The 23040-nt window shown below is 73.4% G+C and carries 17 protein-coding genes and 1 pseudogene; 9 read left to right on the top strand and 9 right to left on the bottom strand.

Features of this window, described 5'->3' with window-relative positions; genetic code table 11:
* Positions 1-65: 65 nt before the first annotated feature.
* The 4 genes from ACFUVW_RS08870 to ACFUVW_RS08855 form a co-directional block, all read right to left on the bottom strand.
* Positions 66-1754, bottom strand: coding sequence for a glycoside hydrolase family 13 protein (locus ACFUVW_RS08870; RefSeq protein WP_430570962.1), 1689 nt, complete (start codon positions 1752-1754; stop codon positions 66-68).
* Between the two features lie 95 nt (positions 1755-1849).
* The gene (locus ACFUVW_RS08865; protein ID WP_430570961.1) at positions 1850-2740 is read right to left on the bottom strand and encodes a carbohydrate ABC transporter permease; all 891 of its coding nucleotides are present in this window, start codon (positions 2738-2740) and stop codon (positions 1850-1852) included.
* Complete coding sequence (locus ACFUVW_RS08860) at positions 2740-3669, bottom strand: carbohydrate ABC transporter permease (protein ID WP_430570960.1); 930 nt, start codon at positions 3667-3669, stop codon at positions 2740-2742. Before ACFUVW_RS08860 ends, ACFUVW_RS08865 begins: the two co-directional genes overlap by 1 nt.
* Before the next feature lie 47 nt (positions 3670-3716).
* Positions 3717-4982, bottom strand: a complete 1266-nt coding sequence (locus ACFUVW_RS08855) for an ABC transporter substrate-binding protein (RefSeq protein ID WP_430570959.1) — start codon at positions 4980-4982, stop codon at positions 3717-3719.
* Positions 4983-5176: 194 nt separating this feature from the next.
* Between ACFUVW_RS08855 and ACFUVW_RS08850 the strand changes: the two genes are divergently transcribed.
* Positions 5177-6385 (top strand): ROK family transcriptional regulator, encoded by a 1209-nt coding sequence (locus tag ACFUVW_RS08850; protein WP_430570958.1) that lies wholly within the window; start codon positions 5177-5179, stop codon positions 6383-6385.
* A gap of 39 nt (positions 6386-6424) precedes the next feature.
* Here ACFUVW_RS08850 and ACFUVW_RS08845 read toward each other — a convergent pair.
* Positions 6425-6517, bottom strand: a pseudogene (locus ACFUVW_RS08845) (SDR family oxidoreductase); the annotation flags it as partial.
* A 101-nt stretch (positions 6518-6618) separates the two neighbouring features.
* Here ACFUVW_RS08845 and ACFUVW_RS08840 point away from each other — a divergent pair.
* The gene (locus ACFUVW_RS08840; RefSeq protein ID WP_430570957.1) at positions 6619-7227 is read left to right on the top strand and encodes a TetR/AcrR family transcriptional regulator; all 609 of its coding nucleotides are present in this window, start codon (positions 6619-6621) and stop codon (positions 7225-7227) included.
* Between the two features lie 21 nt (positions 7228-7248).
* Here ACFUVW_RS08840 and ACFUVW_RS08835 read toward each other — a convergent pair whose 3' ends face one another.
* Entirely contained in the window at positions 7249-7641 is a 393-nt protein-coding gene (locus ACFUVW_RS08835; protein WP_430570956.1) for a MerR family transcriptional regulator, read from the bottom strand.
* Positions 7642-7800: 159 nt separating this feature from the next.
* Between ACFUVW_RS08835 and ACFUVW_RS08830 the strand changes: the two genes are divergently transcribed.
* Both ACFUVW_RS08830 and lgt read left to right on the top strand, forming a co-directional pair.
* A complete protein-coding gene (locus ACFUVW_RS08830; RefSeq protein ID WP_430570955.1) occupies positions 7801-9369 on the top strand; it encodes a SulP family inorganic anion transporter in 1569 nt (522 codons plus the stop codon).
* A gap of 39 nt (positions 9370-9408) precedes the next feature.
* Positions 9409-10413 (top strand): prolipoprotein diacylglyceryl transferase, encoded by a 1005-nt coding sequence (lgt, locus tag ACFUVW_RS08825; protein ID WP_430570954.1) that lies wholly within the window; start codon positions 9409-9411, stop codon positions 10411-10413.
* Here lgt and ACFUVW_RS08820 read toward each other — a convergent pair.
* A complete protein-coding gene (locus ACFUVW_RS08820; protein ID WP_430570953.1) occupies positions 10302-14984 on the bottom strand; it encodes a hypothetical protein in 4683 nt (1560 codons plus the stop codon). The two genes, lgt and ACFUVW_RS08820, sit on opposite strands and share 112 nt — an antisense overlap.
* A 71-nt stretch (positions 14985-15055) precedes the next feature.
* Entirely contained in the window at positions 15056-16171 is a 1116-nt protein-coding gene (locus ACFUVW_RS08815) for a diacylglycerol/lipid kinase family protein (protein ID WP_430570952.1), read from the bottom strand.
* Between the two features lie 249 nt (positions 16172-16420).
* Here ACFUVW_RS08815 and serS point away from each other — a divergent pair, with 249 nt between their 5' ends.
* Together serS and ACFUVW_RS08805 are read left to right on the top strand one after the other, a co-directional pair.
* Positions 16421-17692, top strand: a complete 1272-nt coding sequence (gene serS, locus ACFUVW_RS08810; RefSeq protein ID WP_430570951.1) for a serine--tRNA ligase — start codon at positions 16421-16423, stop codon at positions 17690-17692.
* The gene (locus ACFUVW_RS08805) at positions 17689-18495 is read left to right on the top strand and encodes an HAD family hydrolase (RefSeq protein WP_430570950.1); all 807 of its coding nucleotides are present in this window, start codon (positions 17689-17691) and stop codon (positions 18493-18495) included. The genes serS and ACFUVW_RS08805 overlap by 4 nt, the downstream gene beginning before the upstream one ends.
* A 15-nt stretch (positions 18496-18510) precedes the next feature.
* Here ACFUVW_RS08805 and map read toward each other — a convergent pair whose 3' ends face one another.
* Complete coding sequence (gene map / locus ACFUVW_RS08800; protein WP_430570949.1) at positions 18511-19293, bottom strand: type I methionyl aminopeptidase; 783 nt, start codon at positions 19291-19293, stop codon at positions 18511-18513.
* Between the two features lie 221 nt (positions 19294-19514).
* On the opposite strand from map, the gene ACFUVW_RS08795 reads away from it, so the two are divergent.
* The 3 genes from ACFUVW_RS08795 (at position 19515) to ACFUVW_RS08785 (ending at position 22960) form a co-directional block, all read left to right on the top strand.
* Entirely contained in the window at positions 19515-20909 is a 1395-nt protein-coding gene (locus tag ACFUVW_RS08795) for an ABC transporter substrate-binding protein (protein ID WP_430570948.1), read from the top strand.
* A gap of 114 nt (positions 20910-21023) precedes the next feature.
* The gene (locus ACFUVW_RS08790; RefSeq protein WP_430570947.1) at positions 21024-22013 is read left to right on the top strand and encodes a carbohydrate ABC transporter permease; all 990 of its coding nucleotides are present in this window, start codon (positions 21024-21026) and stop codon (positions 22011-22013) included.
* Positions 22010-22960, top strand: a complete 951-nt coding sequence (locus tag ACFUVW_RS08785; protein WP_430570946.1) for a carbohydrate ABC transporter permease — start codon at positions 22010-22012, stop codon at positions 22958-22960. The genes ACFUVW_RS08790 and ACFUVW_RS08785 overlap by 4 nt, the downstream gene beginning before the upstream one ends.
* Positions 22961-23040: the final 80 nt, after the last annotated feature.

Below are 23040 nucleotides of genomic sequence, written 5' to 3'. Positions count from 1 at the left end.
CCCCCGGGGCGGGTGGTGCGGCAGGCTCGACCGGCGGGACGCGTCGGCGACGCGTCAGGCAGGCGTCAGGACCGGAGCCAGACGGTCGTCCCGCCGGGCAGGGCGCCGTCGGCGAGCGGCGCGCTGCTCAGCAGCACCGCGCCGTCGGGCAGCGGCACCGGGGCCGTGCCGAAGTTGGTGACGCTGGTCCACCCGTTCGGCCGGCGGAACGCGAGGACGTCCGGCGAGCCCGTCTCGAGCCACTCGAGCTCCTCGGCCGTCTGCAGCTGTCGCCGCAGGGCCAGGGCCGCGCGGTAGAGCTCCAGCGTCGACCCCTCGACGCCGTCCTGGGCGTCGGCGGCGTGCTCGGCGAACCACGCCGGCTGCGGCAGGTGCGCGGGCCCGTCGCCGAAGCCGAGGGACGGCCCGTCCACGGTCCAGGGCAGCGGCACGCGGCAGCCGTCGCGGCCGACCTCGACGCCCCGGTTGCGGAAGAACGTCGGGTCCTGTCGCTCGTCGTCGGGGATGTCCGCGACCTCGTGCAGGCCGAGCTCCTCGCCCTGGTACAGGTACGACGAGCCGGGCAGCGCCAGCTCGAGCAGCGTCGCGGCGCGGGCCCTGGCCAGCCCGGTCTCGCGGTCGAGCTGGTCCTCCGGGCCGCCGGCGAGCAGCCAGTCCGTGCCGCCCTTGCGCCGGTCGTCCCCGCGGGGGGCGAGGCCGTAGCGGGTGGCGTGCCGCACGACGTCGTGGTTGGAGAAGACCCACGTGGTCGACGAGCCCGAGGCGGCGGCGAGCTCCAGGTTGGCCGTGATGATGCGGCGGAACTGCGCGGCGTCGAAGTCGGCCTCGAGCAGGTCGAAGTTGAACGCCTGCCCCAGCCCGTCCTTGCTGGCGTACCGCGCACGGCGCTCGGCGGAGCCCACCCACGCCTCCGCGACGGCGGTGCGGGGCGGGTCGTAGGAGTCGAAGACCTCGCGCCACCCGGCGTACACGTCGTGCACGTCGTCGCGGTCGAACAGGGGGTGCTGGCCGTCGCGGGGCAGCGCCTCGAGCTCGGCCTGGGACGGGAGCGGCTCGCCCTCGCCGGGCAGGTCCTTGGTGAGCATGTGCGCCACGTCGATGCGGAAGCCGTCGACGCCGCGGTCGGACCAGAAGCGCAGGGTGCGCAGGAAGTCCTCCCGCACCTCGGGGTTGTGCCAGTTGAGGTCGGGCTGCTCGACGGCGAAGTGGTGGAAGTACCACTGCCCGTCGCCCACCGGCTCCCAGGCGGGGCCGCCGAAGGTGGAGGTCCAGTCCGCGGGCGGCAGCTCGCCGTGCTCGCCGAGGCCGTCGCGGAAGATGTAGCGGTCGCGGGCGGGGGACCCCTTCGGCGCGGCGAGCGCCTCGGCGAACCACTCGTGCAGGTTCGAGGTGTGGTTGGGGACGATGTCGACGACGACGCGGATCCCGGCGCCGTGCAGCGCCGCGACCATCTCGTCGAAGTCGGCGAGCGTGCCGATCTTCGGGTCGACGTCGCGGTAGTCGGCGACGTCGTACCCGCCGTCGGCCAGCGCGGACGGGTAGAACGGGCTCAGCCACACGGCGTCGATCCCGAGGGCGGACAGGTAGCCGACGCGGGACGTGATGCCCCGCAGGTTGCCGACGCCGTCGCCGTCGGAGTCCGCGAAGCTGCGCGGGTAGATCTGGTAGACGGCGGCCTGGCGCCACCAGGTGGCGTCGGGCGCGGCGTCGGAGCCCTCGGTGGTGGGGGCGGGGACGTCGAGCAGGTCGCTCATGGGTGCATGCCCTTCTTCGGTGGTGCGGTCCTTGGTACGTGGGCCAGGGAGCTGGGCTGGGGGGGGGGCTGGGCTCGGGAGGTGGCCAAGGACGGTCAGCCCTTCACCGCCCCCTGGGTGACGCCTTCCATCACCCAGCGCTGCGTGAACAGGTAGGCGACGATCGCCGGAGCCATCGCCATGAGGTAGGAGGCGAACGAGACGTTGTAGTTGTTGCTGAACTGGGTCTGGAACAGCTGCTGGCGCACCGGCAGCGTCTGGAGGTCGGGGTCGGAGATGATGAGCGACGGCATCATGAAGTCGTTCCAGGCGTAGAGGAACGCGAAGATGCCGACGGTGGCGCTCATGGGGGCCAGGAGCGGGAAGATCAGCCGCCAGAACGTCTGCCACGTGGTCGCGCCGTCGATCCGGGCGCTCTCCTCGAGCTCCAGCGGGATCGACCGGAGGAACGCCGTGAACAGCAGCACGCTGAAGCTCAGCTGGAACATGGTGGCGAGCAGGATCACGCCGCCGGGGTTGTCGAGGCCGAGACGACCGGTGAGCTGGATCTGCGGCAGGGCGACCACCGGGAACGGGATGAACATCGCGCCGAGCAGGTAGAAGAACGACCAGCGGAACAGGCGCCGCTCCCAGTTGCGCATGATGGCGAAGGACGCGACCGCCGCCAGCAGGATCGTCGCGGCGACCGTGCCCGCCGTCACGAGCAGCGACACCGCCAGGCCGACGGGGAACTCGGTGAGCTGCCAGGCCTGGACGAAGCCCTGCACGTCGAACGGGGCCGGCAGTGAGAACGCGTTGCCGTCCACGGCCTGGCCCGTCGTCTTGAACGCCATCGAGACCGTCACGTACAGCGGCAGCAGCACGGTCACGGAGCAGAGCAGGAGGAGCAGGGTGCCGGACCTGTTCCACCGCTCGCGCGTCGGGCGGAGCGGGCGCGCGGCGGCGGTGCGCGACGTGCGCGAGGTGGGAGCGGTGAGCGTGGCCATCAGAGGGAGTTCCTTCCGCGGGTGACCGAGAGCTGCAGGAAGGCGATCAGCACCGTGACGACGAAGAAGATCGTCGCGTTGGCCATCTGGTAGGCGTAGTCGCCGCCGTTGAAGCCGGTGATGATCGTCATCGCGATGCTCCGGGTGGCCGTGCCCGGCCCGCCGTTCGTGAGGCCGACGATGATGTCGTAGGCGTTGAGGAAGTTCTTGAAGCCGAGGATGACGTTGATGACCACGTACCCGGCCATGAGGGGCAGCGTGATCCGCGCGAGCCGCTGCGACCGGGTCGCGCCGTCGATCTCGGCGGCCTCGTACACGTCGCCCGGGATGGCCAGCAGGCCCGCGATGTAGATGAGCAGGGTGCCGGGCACGGCCTGCCACGCCGTGACGACGACGATCGCGAGCCAGGCCAGGTCGGGGTTGGCCAGCAGGCTCGTCTCGAGGAAGGGGACCCCGACCGCCTGCCCGGCGGCGGGCAGGGAGTTCGAGAACAGGAAGTTGAAGACGTAGGCGATGATGATGCCGGAGACGACCATCGGGATGACGAAGACCGCGCGCAGGCCCACCTTGAGCCGGATGCGGGAGGTCAGCCCGACGGCCAGGAGGAACGCGATGACGTTGACCACGAGCACCGTCACGAGCGAGAAGCCGAACGTGAAGAGGTAGCTGCGCAGGATCGCGGGGTCGCTGAACGCGACCGCGTAGTTCGTGAGGCCGACGAAGTCCCAGTCCCCGATGCCCACCGAGTTCGTGAAGCTGAAGAAGATGCCGACGATGGCGGGGACCGGGATCGCCAGCGTGAACAGCACGAGGCTGGGCAGGAGGAACAGGTAGTAGATCGGTTCGGTCCGCCGGGCGCCGCGTGGCGCGCGCCGGGCGGGGGCCGGGGCGGCGGGCACGCCCGTCGCGGAGGTCGTGAGGGTGGACATGAGCGAGGACTCCTTCGTGCTGCTCGTGGCTCGCTGGCGGCGGTGCTCTACTGGCGCCGGGCCAGGCGGGCCCAGTCCGTGTCGAGGGTGCGCATCGTGGCGTCGGCGTCGGCGCCGAACGCGATGCCCTGGGTGTAGGCCATGACCGGGATCGTCTTGGGCACGAGGACCGAGGCGCCCTGGTAGACCCGCCCGGCGTCGTAGTACTCCGTCATCCCCGCGAGCCGCGGGTCCGAGGGCGGCGGCGCGTCGGTCGTCGGCGTGTAGCCGAGCTGCGACTCGTTGTAGGCCTCGATGATCTCGGGCCGGTACAGGTACTCGAGGAAGTCGCGGGCGGCCTCCTGGTGGCGCGATCCCTCGGGGACGATCGCCGCGAGGTCGACGTTGACGCGCACCTTCAGGTCGGCGGGGTCGTCGGTCATGGGCAGGGGGAAGGTGCCCAGGTCGAGGTCGGGGGCGGTCTTGGCGATCTCGCTGAAGGCCCACGGCCCCTGGAGGTACATGGCGGCCTCGCCCTGCGCGAAGGCGAGGTTGCCGTCGCCGTAGGCGCGGCTCGCGGCGTCGTCGTTCGCGTACTCGGTGAGGCGGGTCATCTGCTCGAGGGGGCGGCTGAAGTCCTTCTCGAACGAGACGTCCGAGCCCGGGCCGACGTCGGCGCCCTCGGCGGCGAGCCGGTCGAAGAACTCCAGGGTGTCGACCTGGCCTCCCACGGCGTAGTCGAACCAGCCCTGCGCGACGGTCCAGTCGTCCTTGAACGTGCCGTAGAAGGGCGTCACGCCGGCCTTCTCGAGGGAGTCCGCCACCGCGATGAGCTCGCTCCACGTCTGCGGCACCTCGAGGTCGTGCTCCGCGAAGATCTCCTTGTTGTAGATCACGCCGGCCGCCATCACGGAGTAGGGCAGGGCGCTCGTGCGGCCCTCGCAGCGGCCGTACTGGTCCATGAGGGGCTGCAGGTCGGGGCGCACGCGGGCCGCGGCGGCGGTGTCGCCCAGGTCGCTCAGCGTGCAGCGGTCCACGAACCGCGCGACCTCCATGTTGTAGTTCGCGAGCATGAGGTCGGGCGGGTTGCCGCGCACGAAGCTCGCGGACACGACGTCGACGCCCGAGGTGTCGAGCTCCACGCGCACGTCGTCCTGCGACGCGTTGTAGTCGGCCACGACCTGGGTCATGTACGGGATCGCCTCGCGCTTGCTGAAGGTGAAGCGGACGGTCTCGGCGCCGTCCGCGCCGCACCCCACGAGGAGGCTGCCGACCAGGGCCAGGCCCAGCGCCCCGGCGATCCCGCGCCCCGTACGTCTCGGTTCCTCAGACACCGTCGTCCTTTCGTCGAGAAGCTCGATCGGGATACATTTCGGCACTAAATGTTGTGCTGAAATTTAATCCCTGGAGGACCTTCTCACCCGTGTGCGCGGGGGTCAACCCCTCGGGCGGAGAAAATCTCGGCCTAGAATCAACCGGCCTGGCGGTGCGACGCCGGGGCGACCCCCACGACGCGAGGCGGAGCGTGATGACGAACGGCGCGGAGGCCACGACGCCCTCGACGCACCTGGTGCGGCGGCTCAACGCCGAGCGCGTGCTGCAGCAGGTCTGGGACGGGGAGCCGGTGACGGCCAGCGACCTCATGGCCGCCACGGGCCTCGCCCGCTCGACCGTGCTGGCGCTGTGCCGCGACCTCACGGACCGGGGCTGGCTCGTCGAGCTCGACGACGCGCGCGCCGCCGGCGCCTACAGCAAGGGGCGCCCCGCCCTGCGCTACGCGTTCCGGCCCGACGCCGCGCTGGTCGTCGGCGTGGACGCGGGCCAGCACCGGGTCTCGGCGGCGGTCGCGGACCTGCACGGTCGAGTGCTCGCCGAGGAGGCCGTCCAGGTGGACCCGGCGAGCGACGCCGACGCGCGCCGGGCGACCGTCCGCGACGCCGTGGACGCCGCCGTGGCGAGGTCCGGCCGCGACGGCCGGGCCGTGGTCGCCGCCGTGCTGGGGGTGCCCGCCCCGGTGGGCACCGGCGGCGTGCCCGCGGGGGAGCGGAACCCGTTCTGGGCGCTGATGAACCCCGGCCTGGGCGACCTGTTCACGGCCCGGGGCTGGGACGTCGTCGTCGAGAACGACGCGAACCTCGCCGCCGTCGCGGAGGTCGAGCACGGCGACGGCGCCGCGGCCTACGCCGCGCTCCTCGTGGGGGAGCGGATCGGGGCCGGGATCGTGCTGGACGGCGCCCTGCGGCGCGGGCCGCGCGGGGCGATCGGGGAGATGCGGATCCTCGACCTGGTCGAGGGGGTGGGGTCCAGCGACGGCCTGGGCGCGCTGGCCCGGGACGAGGCGGGCCGCCTGCTCGACGCCGGCCGGGCGGGGAGCGCGCTCGCGGACGTCCCGCGAGACCGCCTCGACGCCGAGCACGTCCTGGCGGCGGCGGACGCGGGGGACGCCCTGGCCCGCGAGGTGGTCGACGGTCTCGCCGACCGGCTGGCGCGGGTGTGCGCCGTCCTGTCCGGGCTCCTCGACCTCGACCGGGTGATCGTCACCGGGGCGATGGCGCCCGCGCTGGGGCCGGTCGTGGAGCGCGCCCGCGCGCTGCTCCCGGACCACCTGCACGACCCGGCGGTCGAGGTCGTGGTCTCCGACCTCGGCCCGGACGTCGTGCGGACGGGGGCCGTGCGCCTCGCGGTCGAGCACGTGCGGTCCCACGCCCTCGACCGCGACCTGCCGAGCGGCGCCTGATCCCCTGCCCGCACGACCCGCACGACCTCCTGGCCGGCGTCAGAAGTGCGTGCCGCCGTCGATGCGGACCTCGGTGCCGGTGATGAACGCGCCGTCGTCGCTGGCGAGCATCGCGACCACGGACGCGACGGTCTCGGTGCCGCTGCCCCTCTGTCCTGCGCTGTACGGCCCTTGACACCACGTGTCAGTACGACGTCAGGTGGCACGATGTCATGCGCGCGTAGGGTGGAGCCGTGCCCGAGCCCCGATCCCTCACCGAGCGCCGCAAGGCCGCCACCCAGCTCGAGATCGCGCAGGTGGCCGCCCGGCTCTTCGCCGACCGCGGCGCCGCCGCCGTCACCGCGGAGGCGATCGCGGCCGAGGCCGGGGTCTCGCTGCGCACCTTCTACCGCTACAGCCGCACCAAGGAGGACGCTGTCGCGCCCCTTCTCGCCGTGGGCGGCGACGCGTGGCGCGCCCGCCTCGCCGCGAGCGACGTCGGGAAGGGGGTGCTCGCCGCCGTCGAGGACGCGATGCGCGACGCGCTCACCGCGGGGGCCGACGCGGGCGAGGACGAGTTCCTCCGTACGCGCGGCCTGCTGCGCAGCGTGCCCGGGGACCCGGCGCTCGCGGACGTCTGGTACCGCGTCAACCGCGAGTCCGAGCAGCGGCTCGAGCCCCTGCTCGCCGACCTGGCCCCCGGCGAGGACCGGCTCGAGCGCCGCCTCGTCGCCGCCGCGGCGACCGACGCCATCCGCCTCGCGATGGAGGAGTGGGCCGCGGGCGACGCCCCGGTGGGCGGCACGGGCGGGCCGGCCGCGCTGGCCGTCCGCTGCTTCCGCCGCCTGACCGGTGGGCGCTGAGCCGGCGTCGGGCCCGGGGCGTCAGCGCGAGCCCAGCAGCGCGATGAACTCGTCCGCCATGGCGAGCTTGCGCGCCAGCCCGGCGCGGCGCTCCTCCGCCGCGGCGCGGTAGCCGTCCAGGCGGGCGCGGGCGTCGCCCGCCCCCGCGTCGTCGAGCGTCCCCGCCTCGAGCGCGTCGGTGATCTCCAGCAGCTCCGCCATCTCCTCGAGCGTGAAGCCCAGCGGCTTCATCCGGCGCACGAGCAGGAGCCGCTCGACGTCGTCCTCGGTGTACAGGCGGAACCCGCCCTCGCTGCGCGCCGACGGTCGCACCAGCCCCACCTCGTCGTAGTGGCGCAGCGTGCGCAGCGACAGCTCGGTGCGGCTCGCGACGGCCCCGATGTGCAGCGTGGCGGCGGGGGAGGGGTCGGTCATGGGGTCCAGTCTGACGGATCCGGACGGCTGGAACTCTACCCTCACGTGAGGGTAGAGTCGGCGCCGCCGCGGATGCTGGTGCCCCGGGTCCGTCCGCCGGCCATCGACCTCTGCGTGCGCCGCCGCGCCCCTCGACCTTGACCGAACGGAGTCCTCCGCGTGCCGGACGACCTGCGTGCCTCCCTGCCCGATCCTGCCCCGCGGCCCGCCCCGGTGGTGGTCCCCGAGGCGACCTCGTCGGGCTCGTTCAGGGCCGCGTTCGGCTCGGTGCGGACCCTGCGCACCGAGGTCCTCGCGGGCCTCGTCGTCGCGCTCGCCCTCGTCCCCGAGGCGATCGCGTTCTCGATCATCGCGGGGGTGGACCCGCGCGTCGGCCTGTTCGCGGCGTTCACGATGGCGGTGACGATCTCGTTCGTCGGCGGCCGGCCGGCGATGATCTCCGCGGCCACCGGCGCGGTCGCGCTGGTCATCGCGCCCGTCATGCGCGAGCACGGCCTCGACCACCTCGTCGCGACCGTGATCCTCGGCGGCGTCATCCAGGTCGTGCTGGGCCTGCTCGGCGTCGCCCGGCTGATGCGGTTCATCCCGCGCTCGGTGATGACGGGCTTCGTCAACGCGCTCGCGATCCTCATCTTCACCTCGCAGCTGCCGCACCTGTTCGGCGACAAGGTCACGGCCGACAACCGGTGGTGGGTCTACGCCCTGGTGGTTGCGGGGCTCGCGATCATCGTGCTGCTGCCGCGCTGGACCAGGGTCGTCCCCGCCCCGCTGGTCGCGATCGTGCTGATCACCGCCGCCGTCCTGGCCGGTGGGCTCGACGTCCCGACCGTCGGCGACGAGGGCGAGCTGCCGCAGTCGCTGCCCACGCTGTTCTTCCCCGACGTGCCGCTCACCCTCGAGACTCTCCGGACCATCGCCCCGTACGCGCTGGCCATGGCGCTGGTCGGCATCCTCGAGTCGCTGATGACCGCGAAGCTGGTCGACGACATCACCGACACCCACTCGAACAAGACTCGCGAGTCGTGGGGGCAGGGCGTGGCGAACATCGTCACCGGGTTCTTCGGCGGCATGGGCGGGTGCGCCATGATCGGCCAGACCATGATCAACGTGAAGGCGTCGGGCGCCCGCACGCGCCTGTCGACGTTCCTCGCCGGCACGTTCCTGCTGGCGCTCGTCGTCGGGCTCGGCGACGTCGTCGCGACCATCCCGATGGCCGCGCTGGTGGCCGTGATGATCATGGTGTCGGTGGGCACGTTCGACTGGCACTCGGCCCGGCCCTCGACGCTCCGGCGGATGCCGAGGTCCGAGACCGCGGTCATGCTGGCGACCGTCGCCGTCACGGTCGCCACCCACAACCTCGCCTACGGCGTCGTCGTGGGCGTGGTCGTCGCCGCCGTCCTCTTCCTCCGGCGCGTCGCCCACCTGACCACGGTGACCCGCCTGGACGCGTCCGACGAGGACGACGAGCGGGTGTACGCCGTCGACGGCGAGCTCTTCTTCGCGTCCTCGAACGACCTCGTCCACCAGTTCGACTACACGGGCGACCCGCGCCGGGTCGTCATCGACATGTCGAGCGCGCACGTGTGGGACGCCTCCACCGTCGCCGCCCTCGACGCCGTCCAGCACAAGTACGCCCAGCACGGGAAGACCGTGGAGTTCCGCGGCCTCGACGCCGACAGCACGGCGCGCCTCGACCGCCTCGCGGGCACGCTGGGCGCCGGGCACTGAGCCCGTCTCCCCTCCGGGAGGCACGGTAGGTTCGGGGGCATGCTCGCCGCGCCCGCAGCCGGAGGACTCTCCGCGTCGATCCCCAGCCCCGACCCTGCGTGGGCGGTGTTCGCGCTCGGGCCGTTGACGGTCCACGTCTACGCCCTGTGCCTGCTCGCCGGCATCGTGCTGGCCACGTGGATCACGCACCGGCGCCTCGTCGCGCGCGGCGCCGGCCCGGAGGTGACCCTCGACATCGTGATGTGGGCGGTGCCGCTGGGCATCGTCGTGGCGCGGATCTACCACGTGCTCACCCACCTGGGCGACTACTCGGACGGCACCGGCCCGTGGGGCTACTGGGAGTGGGTGCGGATCTGGGACGGCGGCATCGCCATCTACGGCGCGCTCATCGGCGGGGCCCTCGGCGTGTGGATCGGGTGCCGGCGGGCGGGCCTGCGGTTCTGGTCGTTCGCGGACGCGCTCGCGCCCGGCATGCTCGCGGCCCAGGCGGTGGGCCGGCTCGGCAACTACATGAACCAGGAGCTGTACGGGTCGCCGACGACGCTGCCCTGGGGCCTCGAGATCGACGGCGCGGTGGCCGGCTTCCCGGACGACACCCTGTTCCACCCGCTGTTCCTGTACGAGATGCTCTGGAACCTCCTGGGCGTCGCCGTCCTGCTCCTCGTCGAGCGCGCGGCGCGGCGCCGCGGCGAGGCCCGGGCGGACGCCGTCGGCGAGCCGGGCTACGGGCTGCGCTGGGGCCGGCTCTTCGCCCTGTACCTGGTCTGGTACGGGCTGGGGCGCAGCTGGCTCGAGGCGCTCCGCATCGACCCCACCAGCAACGCGTGGCTCGGCATCCCCGCGAACATCTGGACGTCGTTCGTCGCCGTCGCGCTGGGCGTGGCGCTGCTGGTCGTCCGGGGGCGGCAGCACCCGGAGCCCGAGACGTCCGTCTACGTGCCGGGTCGTTCCCCGTCGGAGACGGTCGACGCCCCGGACGCCGCGGAGACCTCCGACGGCGCGGGTTCCTCGGACGCGGGCGCCCGCTCGGGCGACGCCGGCTGACCCGGCGCGTCGGGATCCTCGGTCATCCACGACCGCAGCACGATCGACCCGACGAGCGGCACGGCGGCCGCGAGCATGATCGAGACCATGCGGATGCCGTAGTCGTTGACGACGGCCCCTCCGACGCCGGCGAGGACGAGGCTGACCAGCACGGGCCGCAGCAGCGGCCAGCGGTCCTCGGTGCGCTGCAGCCACCGGGCCCGCAGGCGTGGCCCGCCCCACAGGACGGCGACGAGGCCGACGAGCACGGCGAGCGCGAGCCACGCCGGCACGCCGCCGTTCAGGGACCGCAGCGCGTAGCCGGCCTTGCGCGCGATGGTCTCGAGGGCGGTGCCGTCGACGACGGACTGCACGAACGCGCCGAGGTGGGTGCGCTGGGCCGGGGGCCGCAGCCAGTCGACGACGCCGATCGCGGCGACGAGCGCCACGCCCGCGAGCCCGGCGAGGATCAGCCGCTTCCACGTGACGCGGGCCTCGACCACGCCGAGCACGAGGACGACGAACACGGGCACCAGCACCAGGCCGCCGCCGACGTCGGCGCCGAGGGTGGGCCACACGCTCACGACCAGCGTCACCAGGCCGACCGCCGAGGCGACGGCCCCGGCGGGGATCCTGCCCCAGCGGCGGCGCACGGCCGTGGCGAGCCCAGCGGCGGCGATCACGGCGGCCGTGGCGTAGATCGAGTAGGTGGGGTTGCCGAAGCCGTAGTAGCGGCCGCCCAGGGTGGGGGCCGACCCCAGCGGGCTGCCGCGGTGCAGGGGCGTGCCGAGCATCGCGTCCACGGTGAGGAGGAGGAAGGTGAGCGTCGCGACCACCGTCGCGCCCGCCCACGCGGGCCGGCGGGGCGCGAGGGCGCCGACGAGCGCGACGACGACGGTGCTCAGGCCGAGCGTCACCCACAGGGACGTGGCGGGCTCGGCGAGGCGCCACCAGCCCCACGCCGTCATGAGGAACGCGGCCGCGGGCACCGCGGCGCACCCCAGCAGGACGGCGTCGAGCACGCGCGCCCACCTCCCCGCGGCCTTCGGCGACGAGCGGCGCAGCCGCGGCAGCAGCAGGACGACCAGGGCGAACGCCGCGAGCCCCACGTACGCGGGGGCCGTGGTGACGGTGCCGGTCGTGACGCGCAGCATGTGGTCGCGCTCGGTGAGCCCGGCGAGCTCCCGCACGGTGGCCCCGGTGCCGCCGGGGCGCTCGGCGGCGAGCTCGACGGGCGAGCCGCTGAGGTCGGTGGGCACGGGCAGCCCGAACGCGGTGACGAGGGTGGTCGGCACGTCGAGCAGCCGCACGACGCCGAGCCAGTGGGTCGCGCCGGACGTGAGGTAGGCGGGCGCGTCGTCCGCGTCCGCGTCGGCCACGCCGACGCCGAGGGCGGGCCGGCCCGGCGCGGGGTTGCCGACGTCCAGGACGAGCACGGTCGCGTCGGCCGGGACCGCCGCCAGCACCCGGCCGACCGTCGCGTCGACGGCGCGCAGGGCGGTGTCGCGGGCCGGGTCGTCGCTCGTGACGTCGTCCGGCAGCGGGACGAGGCCCGAGTAGCCCTCGGGGTCCGGGTGGTACGGCGCGCTGCCGGCGTCGACCACGGTGACGGGGCAGGAGAACGTGCCGGCCGGGTCGGCGAGCGCCGCGTCGAGGTCGCGGTAGCGCGGCACCGTGCCGTCGCGGCCCGCGAGGGCGAGGGCCGCGCCCGGCGCGACGGCGGTGGTGCACACGCCGCCGTCGGCGAGGGCGTCGCCGAGCACGCCGAGGGTGGGGCGGAACTCCGACGACGACTGCAGCGCGGCGAGCCCGTCCCACCCGTCGACGGTCGCGGCGCCGTCGTCCTGCGCGCCGTCCGGGGTGACCTCCCACGGCGCGCACGACCACGCGCCGTCCGTCGTCTGCCCGGTCACGGGGCTGCGCCCCGACGACAGGCCCAGCCACCCGGCGGCGGGGCAGGTGGCCGAGGCGCCGCCGACGGCGGGCGTCACGCCGGCGCCGCTGGCGCCGTCGCGCAGCACGTCCCACAGCGTGGGGGTGGCGGACGGGCTGACGTCCTCCCAGCGCACGCCCTGGGTGCCGACGACGACGACCGGGTGCGCGTCGTCGACCACGGGGGTGCCGGCGTCGGAGACGTCGCCGGCCCGCGCGGACGCCGAGCCGGGCAGCGCGGTGGTGCCGACGAGCAGCGCGACGAGCAGGCCCGCCGACGCCCCGACGAGCACCGCCGGCACGCGGGTGAGCACCGGCCCGGAGGCGCGCGCGGCGTCGTCCCGGGGCGCCGCGGCGGCGGCCTCGTCGGCGTGGGCGAGCCGCCCGGCGAGCAGCACGGGCAGGGCGAGGGCGAGCACGATCGCGGCCACCGCGACGCCGGAGTCGTTGAGCAGGGTGCCGACGCCGGCCGTCACCACGAGCCCGACGACGAGCCGCCACAGCACCGGGTCCTGCCGGTAGGCGCGGGCGACGCCGTCGAGGCGGGCGCGGCCCGGGGCGAGCACGGCCCACGCGGCGGCGGCGCACACGAGGAGCGCGGCGGCGCCGGCGGGGTTGGCGATCGTGGCCCACGCGCCGGCGGCCTTGCCGGCCACGACGCCGAGCGCCTTGCCCTCGACGACGGACTCGACGAAGCCGCCGAGGTGGCTGCCCGGGCCCGGCAGCAGCCAGTCCACGACGGACACGACCGCGACCAGGAGCACGGTCCCGCTCGCCACGAGCAGCACGCGTCGCCAGGTGATCCGCACCCCGGCCACGCCGAGCGCCAGCACGGCGAAGCCCGGGACGAGCGCGAGGATGCCGCCGAAGTCGGCGCCGAACGGGGGCAGGCCGTCGACCAGCACGGTCACCAGGCCCACGCCGGCGACGGTCCAGCCGGCCCACGCCCGGCTGCCGCCGCGGGCGCGCACGGCCGCCGCCAGCCCCGCGGCGAGCACCAGGCCGACGACGGCGTAGACCGCGAACACGGTGTTGGAGAAGCCGTAGAACCGGGCGCCGAGGGAGGGCGCCGGGCCTAGCAGCGAGCCCTGCTGCAGCGTCGTGCCGGTGAGGCCGTCCACGGTGACGACCAGCCAGGTCACGCCCGCGAGGCTGGTCGCGAGGCGCCACGGCGACGGCGGCAGCAGGTGGCGCGCGAACCAGGCGACCAGCGCGGCGACCAGGGCCGCGACGGTGAGCGCCAGCACCAGCGTCGTCACCGGCGACGGCGCCGCCCACCAGCGCGACAGGGTCGCCAGCGACGCGGCGACGGGCAGGCTGGACGCCACGACGAGCACCGCCAGGCCCACGCGGCGGCCGTACCGCGGCCCGGCCGCCCGGGAGTCGTCGGGCGTGTCGGCGCCGCCGCGGCGGCGGGCGAGCAGCAGGGCGCCCACGACGACGACGTCCGCGAGGCCGACGAGCCCCAGCACCAGCGGCGACAGGCGAGGCACGGTGTCCGTGAGCACGCTGAGGTACTGCCGGTTCTCCACCGTGCGGGAGACGGAGATGCGGCGGTCGTCGCCCCGCTCCAGGGGGGAGCCGGTGAACGGTGCGAGGGCCGCGGTGAGCGCGTCGTCGGCATCGTCGGTCTCGTCGTCGGTGCCCGGCGAGGTCTCGTCGTCGGTCGGGGCGTCGCCGTCGGGCGCCGTGCCGGACAGGGCGCCCCCGGTGACGGTGTCGGCGAGGGTCGCGGACAGGTCGGCGAGCACGACCACCCCGGCCCAGCGGGACGATGTCGAGCTGAGCCACGTCGCGCTGCCGCCGGGCGACGTCCAGTCCACGACCACCTGGAGGTCCGCGGGGCCGAGCGGCGTGTCGGAGATCCCCGCCACGACGAGGCGCCCCCCCGCGGGCAGCAGGTCCGCCAGGCGGCCCACCTGGGCGTCGAGCTCCTCGACCGCGGCGGTGCGCTCGTTGGCGGCGTCGGGCAGCACACCGAGGTCGACGACGGTGGCCGGGCACTCGGCGACCTGCTCGGCCGTGAGCGCCCCCGGGTCGGAGAGGTAGCGCGGCACGTCGCCCGAGGCGTCGGCGAGCGCGACGGCGGCGCCCGGGCCGACGGCGGTCGTGCAGGCCCGCGCGACGTCGGCGACCTCGCCGAGCGCGCCCGGCTCGGCGGCGTTCGGCGTCAAGGGGTCGTTCGCGGCGAGCTCGGCCCACCCGGGCACGTGCGTGCGCTCGGCACGTGCCGTGCCCTCGTCGGCCGGCGTCGTGGGCGGCACGGGCACGGTGGGGCAGCCCAGCGCGGGCGCGCCGTCGTCCGCGGCCTGCCCCGCGTCCTCCGCGGCGTCGTCCGCGTCCTCGGCGACAGCGGGCTGCGCGGCGGCCTTGCTGCCGGCGGACAGGGTGAGCCACCCCTCGACCGGGCAGGTGGGGGTGAGGGTGCGCACCGCGATCGACGCGACCGACCCGCCCCCGATGAGCCGCCACAGGTGCGGGGTGCGCACGGCGTCGACGTCGGACCACTGCAGGCCCGACACGCCGGCGAGCACCAGCGGGGTCTCCGGCGCCTCGGCGTCCGCCGGCGCCGGGGCCGCGGACGCCGCCGGCGCTCCGAGGAGGAGAGCGACGAGCAGGGCGAACGTCGACGCGACGAGCGCGCGGGCGGGGCGGATCACGCGGGCCAGCCTATGCACGCCCCGGTCCCAGGGGCCGCGAGGCCCTCCTGGGACGCCGGACGTTCACGCGATCATCCCGTCCGGACCACGAGCGCGCCGGGCTCCACCCAGGTCTCCAGCTCGACGGCGTTGCCCAGCGGGTCGCCGTCCACCTGCGCCTGCTCGCCGTCGTCCACCCGGATCACCGCGCGGCGGGCGCGGGTGTGGTCGATCCGGCCGATCTTGCCGGGCAGGTCGTTGCGCACGCCGAGGCCCTGCGCCACGACCTCGCCGAAGAGCTGCGCCCATCCCGCCAGGCCGCCGCGGGTGTCGATGGCGGCGACGTCGAGCTCGCCGTCGTCGATGACGGCGTCGGGCAGCAGGGTGATCCCGCCCGGCAGCCTGCCGCAGTTGCCGACCATGATGCTGCGCAGCCGCGCCTCGACGGGCTCGCCGTCGTCGAGGCGGATGGTCGCGCGCATGCGCCGGCCGTGCAGGTGCCGCGCCCCGGCGAGGAAGTAGGCCACCCAGCCGACCTTGGCCTTGAGCTGGTCGTCCGCGTCCGCCACCATCGCGGCGTCGAAGCCCAGCCCCGCGATGACGAGGAAGATGTGCGCCTGGTCGGGCTCGCCGTCGACGAGGGGCTCGGCGTCGGGGGCGAACTCGCTGACCCGGGCGCGGCCGACGTCGATGGCCCGGTCGGTGCCGCCCAGCACGATGGCGACCGCGTCGGTCACCGACGTGAGCGGCAGGTCGAGGTTGCGGGCGAGCAGGTTGCCGGTGCCGACCGGGATGAGCCCCATCGGACGCCCCGTCCCGGCCAGGACCTCCGCCACCGCGCGCACCGTGCCGTCGCCGCCCGCGGCGACCACGACGTCCGCGCCGGCGGCGAGGGCGCGGCGGGCCTGGCCGGTGCCGGGGTCATCCACCGTGGTCTCGTAGAACAGGGGGTCCGGCAGCGCGGCGTCGGCGCACACCCGCTCCACGACGGCGCGCACGTCCGCCGCGCCCTCCTTGGAGGGGTTGATGACGACGGCGAGCCGCATCCCGCGTGCCTCGCCCTCCTGCGCGCGCTGCGCGTCCCGCGTGGCGAGGACGTGCTCCCGCGTGCGGGCGCGGCGCCACAGCACCAGCGTCGCGGCGAGCGCGCTGAGCACGATCACCAGCGCGACGACCAGCGCGACGATCTCCGCGTACTCGTCCGGCATGACGGCAACCTACGACGAAACGGGCGACCGGACCCGGCGAAGTCGCCCATCTCACGCCGAGGGAGCGCCGAACCCGCCGAGGTAGCAAGGCACGTGCCGAGGTAGTACCGGTCCTGCCGAGGTAGTACCGAACCCCGCGAGGTAGTTCCGAACCCCGCGAGGTAGTTCCGAACCTCGCGAGGTGGTACCGCGCCGGGACCCGCGATATCCGTGGGGGCCGTGCGCGGCCCGGCCGTTAGGCTTGCGGGCGTGATCGACCTCCGACTTCTGCGCGACAACCCCGACGTCGTCCGTGCGAGCCAGCTGGCCCGCGGCGACGACCCCGCCCTCGTGGACGCGGCGCTCGACGCCGACGCGCGCCGTCGCTCCTCTCTCACGGAGTTCGAGTCGCTGCGGGCGGAGCAGAAGGCGCTCGGCAAGCAGGTGGCGAAGGCGCAGGGCGACGAGAAGGCCGCGCTGCTGACCCGCACCAAGCACCTCGCGGAGCAGGTGAAGGCGCGGCAGGCGGACGCGTCGGACGCGGAGAAGCAGCTCGACGAGCTCCTCTACGGCATCGCGAACGTCGTCGACGGCGCGCCCCCGGGGGGCGAGGACGACTACGTCGTCGTCAAGGAGGTCGGCACGCCGCGCGACTTCGCGGCCGAGGGCTTCGCCCCGCGCGACCACTTGGAGCTCGGCGAGGGGCTGGCCGCGATCGACACCGCGCGCGGCGCCAAGGTGTCGGGCTCGCGGTTCTACTTCCTCACGGGCGTGGGGGCGCGCCTCGAGCTGGCGCTGCTGAACGCGGCGGTCGACCAGGCGGTCGCGGCCGGCTTCACGCCGATGATCACGCCGACGCTGGTCAAGCCGGACACTATGCGCGGCACCGGCTTCCTCGGCAGCCACGCCGACGAGGTGTACCACCTGGAGAAGGACGACCTCTACCTGGTCGGCACCAGCGAGGTGGCGCTCGCGGGCTACCACGCGGACGAGATCCTCGACCTGTCGGCGGGCCCGAAGCGGTACGCGGGCTGGAGCGCCTGCTACCGCCGCGAGGCCGGCGCCGCGGGCCGCGACACCCGCGGCATCATCCGCGTGCACCAGTTCCACAAGGTCGAGATGTTCAGCTACTGCGACCCGGAGGACGCCGCGGCCGAGCACCAGCGCCTGCTGGCCTGGGAGGAGGCGATGCTGGCCAAGGTCGAGCTGCCCTACCGCGTCATCGACACCGCCGCGGGCGACCTCGGCACCTCCGCCGCGCGCAAGTTCGACTGCGAGGCCTGGCTGCCCACGCAGGAGCGCTTCCTCGAGCTCACCTCGACGTCGAACTGCACCACCTTCCAGGCCCGCCGCCTGGGCGTGCGGGAGCGGACCGTGGACGGCACCACGCGCCCGGTGGCCACGCTGAACGGCACCCTGGGCACCACGCGGTGGATCGTCGCGATCCTCGAGAACCACCAGCAGGCCGACGGCTCGGTGCGCGTGCCCGAGGGCCTCCGGCCCTACCTGGGCGGCCTCGAGGTGCTCGAGCCGGTCGCGTGAGCGGGCGTCCGGCGCCGCACCTCGTCGCCCTCGACATCGACGGCACGCTGCTCGGGTACGACGGCGGCCTGTCGCCCGCGGTGCGCGACGCCGTCGCGCAGGTCCAGGCGGCGGGCCACCACGTGGTGCTGTCGTCGGGGCGGTCGCTCATCGCGATGACGCCGGTGGCGGAGCTGCTCGGCATCACGACCGGCTGGATGGTGTGCTCCAACGGCGCGGTGACCGTGCGCCTCGACGAGGGCCTCCCGCACGGCTGGGAGCTCGACGAGGTGCGGACGTTCGACCCGGGCCCCGCGCTGCGCCTGCTGCGGGAGGAGCTTCCCGACGCCCGCTACGCCGTCGAGGACATCGGCATCGGCTTCCGGATGAACGCCCTGTTCCCCGACGGCGAGCTCGACGGCGTGCACGAGGTGGTCGACTTCGAGCAGCTGTGGGCCCGCGAGGTGACGCGCGTCGTCATCCGCAGCCCCGAGCGCACCCCCGAGGAGTTCAGCGCGATGGCGGCCCGCATCGGCCTGGGCGACGTCACCTACGCCGTCGGCTGGACGGCGTGGATGGACGTGGCGCCGAAGGGCGTCACCAAGGCGTCCGGGCTGGAGCGGCTGCGCGAGCGGCTCGGCGTCGACCCCGCGGACACGGTGGCCGTCGGCGACGGCCGCAACGACGTCGACATGCTGCGCTGGGCCGGCCGCGGCGTCGCCATGGGGCACGCGGACGACGTCGTGCGCGCCGCCGCCGACGAGGTCACCGGCACCGTCGACGAGGACGGCGTCGTGCCGGTGCTCCTGTCCGTGCCGAAGTAGAGCTACCTCGGCACGTCAGTCCCGCGCGGTGAGGACGACCGGCCCGTCGGCGGTGATGGCGATGGTGTGCTCGCTGTGCGCGCCGCGGGAGCCGTCGGCGGAGCGCAGCGTCCAGCCGTCGGGGTCGGTGAAGATCTCGTCGGTGGTCTCGAGGAACCACGGCTCGATCGCGATGACGAGGCCCGGCTTGAGCGGGAAGCCGCGGCCGGGGCGGCCGTCGTTCGGCACGTGCGGGTCGCCGTGCATGGTGCGCCCGACGCCGTGGCCGCCGAAGTCGGTGTTGATGTCGTAGCCGGCGCCGCGGGCCACCTTGGCGATGGCGGCGGAGATGTCGCCGATCCTGTTGCCGGTGACGGCGGCGGCGATGCCCGCCTCGAGCGCCACCTCGGTGGTCTCGATGAGCTTCGCGTCGGCGGCGGCGCGCTGCGGCGACGCGGAGGTGCCGACGACGAACGACACGGCGGAGTCCGAGACCCACCCGTCGACCGACGCGGCGAAGTCGATGCTCAGCAGGTCGCCGTCGCGCAGCGTGTAGTCGTGGGGCAGCCCGTGCAGGACGGCGTCGTTCACAGACGTGCAGATCACCTTGCCGAACGGCATGGCGCCGAACGACGGGTGATAGTCGATGTAGCAGGACTCGGCGCCGCGGTCGCGGATCATCCGGTGCGCGAGGGCGTCGAGCTCGAGGAGGTTCACCCCGACGGCGGCGGCGTCGCGGACGGCCGTGAGCACCTCGGCCACGAAGCTCCCCGCGGGGCGCATCTGGTCGATCTCTCGCGGGCTCCTCAGCTCGATCATGGCGGTCCTCTCGGAAGGTGCGTGACGGGGTCCGGGTCCCAGGGTGTCATGAATCGTCACCGAGTCGTGACCGTGAAACGACTTGCAGGAACTTGCACCTGCAGGTGGGGGTGCGATGAACTCTGGGGGGAGGCAGTATCCCGGTCAGGGGGACCAGGGGATCACGGCCGCCGATCGGCGGGAACACCTCCGTGGACCACGACGCAGTGGAGGAGCTTGGCATGACCAGACGAACGACGACGGCGCGGCGACGCGCACTGGCGCTGGCGGCAGGCGGCGCGGGCCTCGCGCTCGTGCTGGCGGCGTGCAGCGACCCCGACGGCGAAGGTGGTGTCGGCGAGGAGGAGACCAGCGCCGCCAGCGCGGAGATCGACTGCGCCGCCTACGAGGAGTTCGGCGACCTCGACGGCAAGACCGTGAGCGTCTACACCTCGATCGTGGACCCGGAGGGCGCCACGCAGCAGGCGTCCTACGACGCGTTCGAGGAGTGCACGGGCGTCACCATCGAGTACGAGGCGTCCCGCGAGTTCGAGGCGCAGCTCCAGGTGCGGGTCAAGGCGGGCAACGCCCCCGACATCGCGTACCTGCCGCAGCCGGGCCTGCTCAACACGATCGTCACGAACTACCCGGACGTCATCAAGCCGGCGCCCGAGTCGGTGGCGGCCAACGTGGACGAGTTCTGGAACGAGACGTGGAAGGGCTACGGCACGGTCGACGGCACGTTCTACTCGGCGCCGCTGGGTGCGAACGCGAAGTCGTTCGTCTGGTACTCGCCGTCCATGTTCGAGGACGCGGGGTACGAGATCCCGCAGACGTGGACCGAGCTCCTCGACCTCACCCAGCAGATCCACGACGACAACGACGGTGCGAAGGTCTGGTGCGCGGGTGTCGAGTCCGGCGACGCCACCGGCTGGCCGGGCACCGACTTCATCGAGGACATGATGCTCCGCACCGCGGGCGTCGAGGCCTACGAGCAGTGGTACACCCACGAGATCCCGTTCAACGACCCCAAGGTCGTCGAGGCCTGGGACGCCGCGGGGGAGATCCTCAAGAACCCGGACTACGTCAACGCCGGTCTGGGTGAGGTCAACTCGATCGCCACGCAGTCGTGGACGGACGCCGGCAACGGAATCCTCGACGGCAACTGCTGGATGCACCGCGCGGCGAACTTCTACCAGACGCAGTGGCCGGAGGGCACCGAGGTCTCCGAGCAGGGCGACGTGTTCGCGTTCTACCTGCCGACCGACCAGACCGACGTCAAGCCGATGCTGGGCGGCGGCGAGTTCGTCGCGGCGTTCGCCGACCGTCCCGAGGTCCAGGCTTTCCAGACCTACCTCTCGAGCGACGACTGGGCCAACCAGAAGGCCCTGGCCACCCCGGACGGCGGCTGGGTCACGGCCAACAGCGGGCTCGACCCGAACAACCTGGCGACGGAGTTCGACCAGTACGTCGCCGGCGTGCTGGCGGACCCGAACACCGTCGTCGCGTTCGACGCGTCGGACCTCATGCCCGGTGAGGTCGGCTCGGGCACGTTCTGGACGGGCATCGTCAACTGGCTGACGGGGGCGAGCACCCAGGAGGTCACCGACCAGATCGAGGCGTCCTGGCCGAAGTGAGCCGGCACGCCGCGTGATCCTCGCTCGGGCGTGCGGTCCGGGTACGTCGTCCGACGTACCCGGACCGTGCGTCCTCGCCCTTGAAACCGTCCTGACTCCTCGAGGAGGTCGTCGATGACCTGGTTGCTGGAACCCGGCACCGCGGTCGAGAAGTTCGTGGTCATGCTGGTCGGGGTCGCCCTGTTCGTCGTCGTCATGGGGCTGATCCTGTTCGCGGTGGACCGCCCGAAGCGGGTCCCGTCCTGGGTGGTGGCGGCCGGCTTCGTCGGCGTTCCCCTCCTTTTCCTCGCCTACGGCCTGGTGCGGCCGGGGCTCATCACGCTCTGGCAGTCGTTCTTCAACCAGAACGGCACCGAGTACGTCGGGTTCGACAACTACGTCCGGGCGTTCACCGAGGGCCAGTTCCAGCACGTGCTGGTGGTCACCGCCGCCTGGGTGATCCTCGCGCCGCTGCTGTCCGCCGTCATCGGGCTCGCCTACGCCGTGCTGGTCGACCGCACCCGGTTCGAGAAGCTCGCCAAGGCGCTCGTCTTCGTTCCGATGGCGATCTCGATGGTCGGCGCATCGATCATCTGGAAGTTTGTCTACGAGTTTCGTCCCGACCAGCCGGGAATCGAGCAGATCGGACTGCTCAACCAGGTGCTGGTGTGGATCGGTCTGCCGCCCCAGCAGTTCCTCATCGGACAGCCGTGGAACACCTGGTTCCTCATCGTGGTGATGATCTGGATCCAGACCGGTTTCGCGATGACGGTGCTGTCCGCGGCGATCAAGGCCATCCCCGACGACATCGTGGAGGCCGCGCGTCTGGACGGTCTGCACGGCATGGGGATGTTCCGCTACATCACGGTGCCGAGCATCCGGCCCGCCCTCGTCGTGGTCCTCACGACGATCGCGATGGGCACCCTCAAGGCCTTCGACATCGTGCGCACCATGACGGGCGGCCAGTTCGGCACCCAGGTGGTGGCCAACGAGTTCTACACGCAGGCGTTCCGGCAGGGGAACCAGGGGCTCGCCGCGGCGCTCGCCGTCGTCCTGTTCATCCTGGTGATCCCGATCATCGCGTACAACGTGCGGCAGATGCGCAAGTCGGAGGAGATCCGATGACCTCGACCCCCACCCCCGGCCAGGCCGTCGCCGGCTCCGTGCTCGACGAGGACCTCCCGAAGTCGCGAGCCCGCAAGCTCTCCCGGCTGGAACGCCGGGCGATCGCCACGAAGGGCAAGCTCAGCTCCCCGTGGGCCTCGGGCATCGCGATCATCATCGCGATCCTGTGGACCATCCCGTCGCTCGGGCTGCTCATCACGTCCTTCCGGCCGCAGGAGGACATCCGCCGCAGCGGCTGGTGGACGGTCTTCACGGGCAACGCCTCGTTCACGATGGACAACTACAACGAGGCGCTCTACGGGAACAGCAACGACCTGTCCACGTTCTTCGTGAACTCGTTCGTCATCACGATCCCCGCGGTGCTCATCCCCATCACCCTGTCGCTGCTGGCGGCGTACGCGTTCGCGTGGATCAAGTTCCCGGGCCGGAACTTCCTGTTCGTCGCCGTCTTCTCCTTGCAGGTGGTGCCGCTGCAGATCGCCCTGGTGCCGCTGCTGTCGGACTACGTCGACTGGGACATCAACGGCAGCTACTGGACCGTGTGGCTCTCGCACTCGATCTTCGCGCTGCCGCTGGCGATCTTCCTGCTGCACAACTTCATGAAGGACATCCCGGCCTCCCTCGTGGAGGCGGCCCGCGTCGACGGGGCCGGGCACGTGAAGATCTTCTTCCGCGTCCTGTTCCCGCTGCTCGTGCCTGCGATCGCGTCGTTCGGGATCTTCCAGTTCCTCTGGGTGTGGAACGACCTGCTCGTGGGCCTGACCTTCGCCGCCCCGGAGTACCAGCCGCTCACGGTGAAGATCGCCGAGCTCGCCGGAACGCGCGGCGGGGACTGGTACCTGCTCACCGCCGGCGCGTTCATCGCGATGATCGTGCCGCTGATCGTGTTCATCGCGCTGCAGCGCTTCTTCGTGCGCGGCATGCTCGCCGGCGCGGTCAAGGGCTGAGGCAGCAGGGGAGCACGCAGGGACGACGACGGCCCGGTCGCTGGTTCCCCACCCGCGCCCGGGCCGTCGTCGTGCGTCCG

The organism is Isoptericola sp. NPDC057391, from assembly GCF_042668085.1.
In the GTDB taxonomy this organism is placed as follows: Bacteria; Actinomycetota; Actinomycetes; order Actinomycetales; family Cellulomonadaceae; genus Isoptericola.
Note: the sequence above shows the minus strand (reverse complement) of the source record. Positions and strands in the feature narration are given on the sequence as shown.

Coding starts and splice junctions, on each gene's coding strand:
- ACFUVW_RS08865 (WP_430570961.1), bottom strand. CDS start 2,740: ATGGCCACGCTCACCGCTCCCACCTCGCGCACGTCGCGCACCGCCGCC.
- ACFUVW_RS08835 (WP_430570956.1), bottom strand. CDS start 7,641: ATGACCGACCCCTCCCCCGCCGCCACGCTGCACATCGGGGCCGTCGCG.
- lgt (WP_430570954.1), top strand. CDS start 9,409: ATGCTCGCCGCGCCCGCAGCCGGAGGACTCTCCGCGTCGATCCCCAGC.
- map (WP_430570949.1), bottom strand. CDS start 19,293: ATGATCGAGCTGAGGAGCCCGCGAGAGATCGACCAGATGCGCCCCGCG.
- ACFUVW_RS08850 (WP_430570958.1), top strand. CDS start 5,177: ATGACGAACGGCGCGGAGGCCACGACGCCCTCGACGCACCTGGTGCGG.
- ACFUVW_RS08795 (WP_430570948.1), top strand. CDS start 19,515: ATGACCAGACGAACGACGACGGCGCGGCGACGCGCACTGGCGCTGGCG.
- ACFUVW_RS08860 (WP_430570960.1), bottom strand. CDS start 3,669: ATGTCCACCCTCACGACCTCCGCGACGGGCGTGCCCGCCGCCCCGGCC.
- ACFUVW_RS08870 (WP_430570962.1), bottom strand. CDS start 1,754: ATGAGCGACCTGCTCGACGTCCCCGCCCCCACCACCGAGGGCTCCGAC.
- ACFUVW_RS08785 (WP_430570946.1), top strand. CDS start 22,010: ATGACCTCGACCCCCACCCCCGGCCAGGCCGTCGCCGGCTCCGTGCTC.
- ACFUVW_RS08815 (WP_430570952.1), bottom strand. CDS start 16,171: ATGCCGGACGAGTACGCGGAGATCGTCGCGCTGGTCGTCGCGCTGGTG.
- ACFUVW_RS08790 (WP_430570947.1), top strand. CDS start 21,024: ATGACCTGGTTGCTGGAACCCGGCACCGCGGTCGAGAAGTTCGTGGTC.